Source organism: Natronococcus sp., assembly GCF_047921035.1.
Taxonomy (GTDB): domain Archaea; phylum Halobacteriota; class Halobacteria; order Halobacteriales; family Natrialbaceae; genus Natronococcus.
Genome location: NZ_JBLRWX010000039.1, coordinates 26,112 through 33,218 on the forward strand (window position 1 = coordinate 26,112; position 7,107 = coordinate 33,218).

General features: G+C 66.1%; 8 protein-coding genes. 6 read left to right on the forward strand and 2 right to left on the reverse strand.

What is annotated here, in order from left to right; all coding sequences use genetic code 11:
* Positions 1 to 8 precede the first annotated feature (8 nt).
* Positions 9 to 512 (reverse strand): hypothetical protein, encoded by a 504-nt coding sequence (locus tag ACNA7R_RS09995; RefSeq protein ID WP_416283420.1) that lies wholly within the window; start codon positions 510 to 512, stop codon positions 9 to 11.
* Positions 513 to 590: 78 nt separating this feature from the next.
* Positions 591 to 752: a hypothetical protein gene (locus ACNA7R_RS10000; RefSeq protein ID WP_416283421.1), complete on the reverse strand. Its 162-nt coding sequence runs from the start codon at positions 750 to 752 to the stop codon at positions 591 to 593.
* A gap of 131 nt (positions 753 to 883) precedes the next feature.
* Here ACNA7R_RS10000 and ACNA7R_RS10005 point away from each other — a divergent pair, with 131 nt between their 5' ends.
* The 6 genes from ACNA7R_RS10005 to ACNA7R_RS10030 all read left to right on the forward strand — a co-directional run bounded on the left by ACNA7R_RS10005 (position 884) and on the right by ACNA7R_RS10030 (position 7,026).
* Positions 884 to 1,789 (forward strand): CBS domain-containing protein, encoded by a 906-nt coding sequence (locus tag ACNA7R_RS10005; RefSeq protein ID WP_416283422.1) that lies wholly within the window; start codon positions 884 to 886, stop codon positions 1,787 to 1,789.
* On the forward strand, positions 1,782 to 3,557 hold the full coding sequence (gene glyS, locus ACNA7R_RS10010; protein ID WP_416283423.1) for a glycine--tRNA ligase: 1,776 nt from the start codon (positions 1,782 to 1,784) through the stop codon (positions 3,555 to 3,557). Before ACNA7R_RS10005 ends, glyS begins: the two co-directional genes overlap by 8 nt.
* A gap of 94 nt (positions 3,558 to 3,651) precedes the next feature.
* Positions 3,652 to 4,641 (forward strand): acetamidase/formamidase family protein, encoded by a 990-nt coding sequence (locus ACNA7R_RS10015; protein WP_416283424.1) that lies wholly within the window; start codon positions 3,652 to 3,654, stop codon positions 4,639 to 4,641.
* A gap of 173 nt (positions 4,642 to 4,814) precedes the next feature.
* Positions 4,815 to 5,957 (forward strand): bacterio-opsin activator domain-containing protein, encoded by a 1,143-nt coding sequence (locus tag ACNA7R_RS10020; RefSeq protein ID WP_416283425.1) that lies wholly within the window; start codon positions 4,815 to 4,817, stop codon positions 5,955 to 5,957.
* 107 nt (positions 5,958 to 6,064) lie between these two features.
* A complete protein-coding gene (locus ACNA7R_RS10025; RefSeq protein WP_416283426.1) occupies positions 6,065 to 6,337 on the forward strand; it encodes a HalOD1 output domain-containing protein in 273 nt (90 codons plus the stop codon).
* A 104-nt stretch (positions 6,338 to 6,441) separates the two neighbouring features.
* A complete protein-coding gene (locus tag ACNA7R_RS10030; protein WP_416283427.1) occupies positions 6,442 to 7,026 on the forward strand; it encodes a dolichol kinase in 585 nt (194 codons plus the stop codon).
* Positions 7,027 to 7,107 lie beyond the last annotated feature (81 nt).

The following is a 7,107-nucleotide window of genomic DNA, read 5'->3' on the forward strand; positions in this document are numbered from 1 at the left end:
GGTTTTTCTCAACGGATCGTAACGGTGGTGACGTCGCTCGGGCGAAACGCGTCCTCGTGGGTCGCCACGAAGACGCGGATCTCGTACTCACCGGGTTCGGGAACGACCGACTCGCGGTAGTCGTTCTTGCGGTGGTGCTCGAACCGGCCGTTCCAGGTGAACGACGTTCGCTTTCGTTCCCCGCCGGCGAACGAGAAGGAACTCGGCCGGCTTCGGGTGTAGCGAGTCTCGTCGCTGGCCTCGAGGAGGCCGTCGATCGTCCACCCCCAGCGGCGCTGTTCGGGGGTCGGGATATCGATCGGCACCGGTAGCGGGTTCTTGAACTCGACGGTGATCTCGACCGGGTCGTCGCGGTCGTAGATCCGTCGGTCGGTCTCGACGGAAACGCGGAGCAGCCGTCGCGCCAGCGCCGTCGGCACCAGCGCGGCGAGGACGTTCGCGGTCGTGTACCTCGAGTCGTCGTCGGCGCCGGATCGCTCGCTCCGGTCGCTCCGAGGTGTCGGTCCAACCATCTGTCGAGAAGGAGGTACCCGAGGCGCAAGTACTGTGCGGAGACGGAACCGTTGCTCACCGGAGTTCGAGCGACCGATTCACCGCATCGCCGGCAGCGTCGGCGCGTCGTCAGCCCGCATCGCGAGCCACGCGTCGTCCGTCGAGACGTCCGCGATAACGTAGCGGTCGCCGGACTCCGTCGGATCGATCGCACCGACGACCGTCTCGTCACCGGCGAGAGTGACATCGGATGACATCATACATGAATGTGAATGCCTCCCACATATAAACGCGTCGGATCGATCCGTTCGCCGGCGGTTCGAGAGCGGGTGTGCCCGTCCGCAGGTGAAACACTGGGTTTATACTCATTTTCGCCGTACCGGGTACCATAATGAACGTAGCCGACGCGATGACGCCGCGGGAAGACGTGGTGACCGTCGAGTTACCAGGCACTCGCGAGGACGTCCTCGAGTACCTGCAGGAACAGTCGTTCTCGTCAGTTCCGGTCGTCGCGGAGGACGGAGGCGAGGTGGAGTACCGCGGGCTGGTCTCGCGGGACGTCCTGATCGAACAGCCTGACGAAGACCAGCTCGTCATGCTGATGGACGACGTTCCGTCGACGACCGCCGACACCTCCCTCGAGGAGGTCGCGAGGCTGATGTTCGACGAGGGCGAGCGTCGGATCCCCGTCGTCGATAGTGCGGAACGGAGTTCCGCTGACCGTTCGGGCGGCGATGAGCCGCCCGAAGATGGGGAGTTCGAGGGGATCGTCACGGTGACCGACGTCGTCCACGCGATCGCAACGGGCGACCAGGAGACCGACGACACCGTCGAGGGCCACTCGAGCGGGAACGTCAACACGACCTACGAGGGCGCACCCCTGCCCGTCGCCGAGCGCGAGCTGTACTACGCGAACGTTCCCTACACCGTCGCGTTAGACGACGAGGGACGGATGAGCGGCGTGCTGACCGAGGTCGATATCATCGACGTCGCCCGCATCGTCGAGGGCGAGGAGGAAACCGGCGACAACTTCCCCGACCAGGACGCCGAGTGGTCCTGGGAGGGGATCAAGGGCGTCGGGAGTCGATACCTGCCGACTCGGGACATCGAGATCCCGAACGGCCCCGTTCGCGAGTTCATGAGCGAGGACGTGGTGACGGTTTCGGCGCAGACGTCGATTCAGGAGGCCGCCCAGCGGATGATCAGCAACGACGTCGAACAGCTCCCGATGGTCACGGGTGAACAGCTCGTCGGCGTCGTCCGGGACGTCGACCTCCTGGAGGCCCTCTATGAGTGAGGCGAACGACGCCGACGCGACGGACCAGCCAACCAGCGAGAAGCTGGTCGAACTCGCCAAGCGCCGGGGCTATTTCTTCCAGTCCTCGGGCGCCTACGGCGGCGTCGGCGGCTTCTACACGTTCGGCCCGCAGGGTGCGTCCCTGAAGGGCAACGTCGAGGACGCCTGGCGGGACCGCTTCGCCGTCGCGGAGGGGAACATGGAGATCGACGCCCCGACGATCATGCCCGAGCCGGTCTTCGAGGCGTCGGGCCACCTCGAGGGATTCGACGACATGCTCGTCGAGTGTCCCGAATGCGGCGAGAGCCACCGCGCGGACCACGTCGTCGAGGACAACACGGAGTACGAAGACGCCGAGAGCCTCCCCATTCCGGAGGTCGAGGAGGTCATCGCCGAGTACGAACTCGTCTGTCCCTCCTGTGGCGCCGGCCTCGCGGGCCAGGCCGTCGAGGCGTTCAACCTCATGTTCGCGACGAACATCGGCCCCGGCGACTCCCAGCCGGGTTACCTGCGCCCCGAGACCGCACAGGGAATCTTCGTCGAGTTTCCGCGCCTGAAAGAGTACGCCCGCAACCAGCTTCCCTTCGGCGTCACCCAGATCGGGCGCGCCTACCGCAACGAGATCAGCCCGCGTCGATCCATTATTCGGACGCGGGAGTTCACCCAGGCCGAACTCGAGTACTTCATCGATCCCGAGGAGGACGAACCGCCGCTCGAGCGCGTCGCGGACGTCGAGGTGCGCCTGTACCCCGTCGGCGAACAGAACGACGAGGACGGATCGGAGATCGAGACGACGATCGGCGAAGCGGTCGAGGAGGGTATCATCGCCGACGAGTGGGTCGCGTACTTCCTCGGCGTCGCCAAACCGTGGTACGAGGCCGTCGGCGTCGACATGGATCGGTTCCGGTTCCGCCAGCACCTCTCGGGCGAGCGAGCCCACTACGCCGCGGACTGCTGGGACGCCGAGAGCGAAATCGACGGCAACTGGATCGAGATGGCCGGCTTCGCCAACCGGACCGACTACGACCTCTCGAAACACGAGGAGTACTCCGAGGACCGCTTTACGGTCTTCAAACAGTACGACGAACCGAAGACCGTCGAGCGAGCGACCGTCGACCCCGACATGAGCTACCTGGGGCCGGAGTTCGGCGGCGCGGCCCAGACCGTCGTCGCCGAACTCGAGGCCCTCGCGGAGCGCGACCGAGCCGCCTTCGAGGGCGACGGGGTGGAGATCGAACTCGAGGGCGAGAGCCACGTGATCCCCGTCGAGAAGACCGGCTTCTCGGTCGACGAGGAACGGATCGCTGGCGAGCACGTCACGCCCCACGTCATCGAACCCTCCTTCGGCGTCGACCGGGTCGTCTACACCGTGCTCCACCACGCCTACAGCGAGGACGAGGTCGACGGCGAGGAACGGACCTACCTCGAACTCGAGCCCGAGGTCGCGCCCACCTTCGTCGGCGTCTTCCCCCTGCAGAGCGACGACGAACTCGAGGCCGTCGCCGACGACGTCGTCGCCGACCTCCGCGAGGCGGGGCTGTCGGTGACGTACGACGACTCGGGTAACATCGGTCGGCGCTACCGGCGCCAGGACGAGGTCGGCACGCCGTTTTGTGTGACGATCGACTACGAAACCGTCGAGGACGAGGAGACGACCGTGACGGTTCGCGAGCGAGATACGACCGAGCAGAAGCGACTGTCCGTCGACGACCTCGCGGAGACGCTGGCCGCGATCCGGAACGGCGACCGCGAGTTCGAGGCGCTGTAGCGTCGCCCTCTCTCGAGATCGGCCGGAGGAGCGGCCACCGGTACAGCGATTGTCGCAGTGTCTTTTATTTTGCTGCCGCTCATATCGTACTCGAATGTCAGGCGAGACGTACTCGGTGGATCATCAGGTGAGCGCGGACGACGCGGTTCACAGCAGCTGGGACAACGACCTCGAGCCGGCGCTGACGGTCGCGCCGGGCGACGTCGTCCGGTTCGACTGTCGTGACGCGACGAACGGACAGCTCGGCCCGGGCTCGACGGCCGAGGACATTGCGGCGATCGACGTCGAGCCGATCCACCCGCTGACGGGGCCGATCGCGGTCGAGGGGGCCCGGCCGGGCGATGTTCTCGAGATCGAACTGCTCGCCCTCGAGCACGAGGGGTGGGGGCAGACGCTGATTCTGCCCGGATCGATGGAGCTCGGACTCCTCGCCGACGAGTTCCCGGAGCCGGATCTGTACGTCTGGGAGCTCGAGGACGGCGTCGCCCGGTTCGTCGACGGGATCGAGGTCCCGATCGATCCGTTCCCCGGCGTGATCGGCGTCGCGCCCGCCGAGGACGGCGCTCACAGCACGTTTCCCCCGCAATCGGTCGGCGGAAACCTCGATATCAAACACCTCACGGCGGGCTCGAGGCTGTTCCTCCCCGTCGCCGTCGAGGACGCGCTGTTCTCGATCGGCGACTGCCACGCCGCGCAGGGTGACGGCGAGGTCTGTGGTACCGGGATCGAGGCGCCGATGACGGTGACGTGTCGGTTCGGCCTTCGTTCGGAGATGTCGATCGAACAGCCTCAGTTCGAGACGACGGGCCCGTTCACGCCGACCGGTCGGGACGAACCGATGTACGGGACGACCGGGATCGGCGACGATCTGCGCGAGGCGTCCGGAGTCGCGATCCGGCAGCTGATCGATCACATGGAGGCCGAACGCGGGCTCAGCCGGAGCGAGGCCTACATGCTGTGTTCGGCCGCCGTCGACCTGAAGGTAAGCGAGGCGGTCAACGCCCCGAACTGGGTCGTCTCGGCCTACCTCCCCGAGAGTATCTTCCCCGAGGAGCGCCGACGATCGCACGGACTCGAGCGGTAGCACCGCGATAGCGGGAGGAGACGGCGAGAAAGCTGACTCCGTCACGGTGAGAAACCCTGGAACACACTTATCCGCCGGGACCGTAGCAGTGGTATGGTTCTGCTTCGAGGGATCTCCGCGTCGTTCGATCGCCCCCTCCCGGAACGTCGCTACCGCCGACGGGAGGCGAGTCAGTGACCGATCGATCGGCCGACGACCGTCTCGAGGACGGTTCGGCCGAGGGGTGGGGAGACAAACCGGCGTGTACGCCACCGGAGGACCTCGCCCGTCGGGTGTTCGACGTGAATCCGGTCGGCACCATCGTCGTCGATTCGACGGGGACGATGGTCTTCGCGAACGAACGGGCGGTGACGACGCTCGGACTCTCGCGGGAGGAGATCACCGACCGAACGTACGACTCGAGCGAGTGGAACATCTACTACGACGACGGACGACCCGTTCCCGCCGAGGAGAACCCGGTGAATCGCGTCTTCGAGAGCGGCGAACCGGAGTTCGGGTTCGAACACTGGATCGAACTCTCCGACGGCTCCGAGCGGTGGCTCTCGAGCAACACCGCTCCCGTACCGGGCGAGGACGGCGATATCGAGTACGTCGTCGTCGCCTTCGAGGACATGACGGCGCTGAAGCGACGCGAGAAGCGACTGACCAGCGACCACGTCCGCCGCCTCGAGTTTCGGGCGAACGAGTCGGCAGTCCCGCCGTCGCTTCGGATCGAGGGCGGCGAGACCCGGATCGAAATCGACTCGGTCGTCTCGCTGCCCGACGGGACGACCGTCCAGTACATGGGGACGGCGGATCTCTCGGCGAGCGACTTCGTCACCGCCGTCGAGGAGGTCCCCCACTACATCGACGTGCGGTTGCTCAGCTCGAGCGACGGCTACCACCGCGTCGAGGCTCACGCCGAGTCGACGACGGTCGCACACGTCTTTTCCTCCCTCGGCGGTCGCGCCCGAACGATCGTCATCACCCCGGAAGAGGTACGGTTCCTCGGAGAGCTTCCGGGCGACGTCGATCCCCGACTGGCCGCCGACGGGATTCGGGAGTTCCACCGAAGCGTCGAACTGGTGTCCGAGGATCTCGTCTACTCGCCCCACCTGCTGTACGACGTCGTCGCCGACGCGCTCACCGAGCGCCAGCTCTCCGTGCTCGACGCCGCGTACTTCGGCGGCTACTTCGACACGCCGAGAACGAGCACCGGCGACGAACTGGCGGACCGGTTCGGCGTCACGCGACAGACGTTCAACCAGCACCTCCGCAAGGCCCAGCGAACGGTGTTTCGGCACCTCTTCGAAAAGTCGGGTGCGGAGGCACGCTGACTGGTCAGCGTCCCACCTTACTACGACGTCTCGCATAGGGGGGAGCCGTGAACGATAATACGACCGAATCCGATGCGACGTCCGCCCCAGGGCTCGGCGATGATGTCGTGGGATACGACCCAGCCACCGACGCGTCGTACGCCCGTTTCGGCACCGATTACACTACCGCCGTCATGGCGATCGTCGAGACCGTCGCGACCGTCACGAACCGCAACACCGAGGAGCTGTCACCGCTGTATGCGACCGTCGATCCCGAGGCGCTCGTCGACCTCGTGGCGTCGAACCGAGAGACACCCGTCGAGGTAACCTTTTCGTACGAGGGCTGCCAGGTGACCGTCTCGAGCTGCGGCACCGTCGCCGTCGAATCGCCGAACGGGTGACGCCCCGAACGACGCCGGCGATCCGAGACCGAGCCCCACACCTACCGCCCCGAACGAGGACGTAACCGACGGACTGAAGGGACCGTCTTTCGAGGATTGCGGTGATGGCCGACGAACTGAAGCGCCGTCTCGTCCACTCGAGCGGGGCGGGACTGGTCGCGCTGTACCTCCTCGCCGACGTCCTCGAGCTCGGACTCACCTGGGAGCGGTTTCGCGCGCTGATGGTCGTCCTCGCGCTCGGCGTCATCGGCCTCGAGTTTCTCCGATTGCGGGTCGGCCTCGACTGGGCGATCTACGACAAGCTCACCCGCGAGTACGAACGGGACCAGTTCGCCGGCTACGGCTACTACATGGTCAGCATGACGGTCGCCGTCCTCCTCTTCCAGCCCGCGATCGCCCTCCCCGCGATGTTGATGCTCGCGATCGGCGACCCGATCAGCGGCGCGGTCTCGGATAACACGCTCAAGACCGTCAAGGGGCCGGAGGTCCTGAGTACGATGTTCGTCGTCAGCGCCGTCCTCGCCGCCCCCTTCCTCTACGAGGCGCCCCTGGCCGTGCTCGCTGCCGCGCTGGGGGCGACGATCGCCGACGGAATCAAGGTCCAGATCGGCGACTTCATCGTTGACGACAACCTGACGATCCCGATCTACGCGAGCGTGCTGGCGTACCTGGCCCTCGAGTTCCTGTAGCAGTAGATAGGAGGGGGTTCGTCGTCCAGCGCAGAGTCGGGAGCTTCGTATTCCGTAAAGACGACTCACTCACCGCTCGCT